Annotated in this window: 2 protein-coding genes; both read left to right on the forward strand. The window is 33.9% G+C overall.

Going from position 1 to position 945, the window contains the following annotated elements:
- Nucleotides 1-50 precede the first annotated feature (50 nt).
- Nucleotides 51-425 carry a hypothetical protein gene (locus tag JCM15548_RS21860; RefSeq protein ID WP_062129129.1) on the forward strand — a complete coding sequence of 125 codons (375 nt, stop codon included), beginning with the start codon at nt 51-53 and terminating at the stop codon, nt 423-425.
- A 2-nt stretch (nt 426-427) separates the two neighbouring features.
- Complete coding sequence (locus tag JCM15548_RS20660) at nt 428-793, forward strand: hypothetical protein (RefSeq protein WP_062129131.1); 366 nt, start codon at nt 428-430, stop codon at nt 791-793.
- Nucleotides 794-945: the final 152 nt, after the last annotated feature.

The raw sequence follows: 945 nt of genomic DNA on the forward strand, positions 1-945 counted from the left end.
ATGTGGGCGTTGTGCCGCATACTAGAAAAGACCTGCAATGATGTAAATAAATGAAAAAAACTCCTGATAGAAAATATAGACTTCAATCTGCAAAGGATTGGATAAAAACATATTCAGGGAATAATATTGTTAAGGGATATTCAAAAAAGTACTCCGTTGACAAAATTTGTGCAGTTAAAGAATTAAGATTGCTCGGATTTAAAATTTCGGATGAATATGAAAGACAGTTGCGTCAATCTACGGAATCACTTAAACAGCAAAGACTTGCATTTAAGAAAAAGCGAGAGAATGAATTAAATGCCTTTTGTGAAATTGAAAGTGATGAGCATTTTGCAATGATTATTGGGTATACAAGCGGAGGATATCCTTATGGAGTAACCCACGAAGAAATGGAACAAAAAGATATTGAAAATGAATTTGACTAATTATGCCAGCAGGACAAGCACATACTACTTGGTTTCCAGAATTAAAGGATATTCTTAAGAATAAGTGGAATTCAAATTATTCCATTGAACAGCATTTTAGTTTAGTTACCGATTTGAATGAGAAATTACGCCAGATTCGGAAAGAATTGAACATTCAACCCCCTATGATGTGGTGTCCGAATTGCCAAAAACGACATCGCTCAAGATTTAATGATGTTTCAATAACAGGAATGTATTATGCCCTTAAAAGATTTGAATATTGTGATACTGATGAATTTAATAAGTTGTTAAGAGATTGGAAACAATATTCAAAATCAGAAAATGTTGATATATATGGCAATAAAAAGACTGATAAAAGGGAATTGTAAAATGGAGATTAAAATAAAGTACGTCGGCACAACACGCGTTATAGTGCATGGCTAAATCTCATATTTACTGCAAGTTTCATTCACCGTAGAGTATTCTTAACGGCCAGAAAATACATGCCAAGACGATTAGCCACGCACCATATCGCCACACG

It is taken from the genome of Geofilum rubicundum JCM 15548 (assembly GCF_000974365.1).
In the GTDB taxonomy this organism is placed as follows: Bacteria; Bacteroidota; Bacteroidia; order Bacteroidales; family Marinilabiliaceae; genus Geofilum; species Geofilum rubicundum.

Bases quoted from the DNA above. Each gene is read 5' to 3' on its own strand.
- JCM15548_RS21860 (WP_062129129.1), top strand. From the start codon at position 51: ATGAAAAAAACTCCTGATAGAAAATATAGACTTCAATCTGCAAAGGAT.
- JCM15548_RS20660 (WP_062129131.1), top strand. From the start codon at position 428: ATGCCAGCAGGACAAGCACATACTACTTGGTTTCCAGAATTAAAGGAT.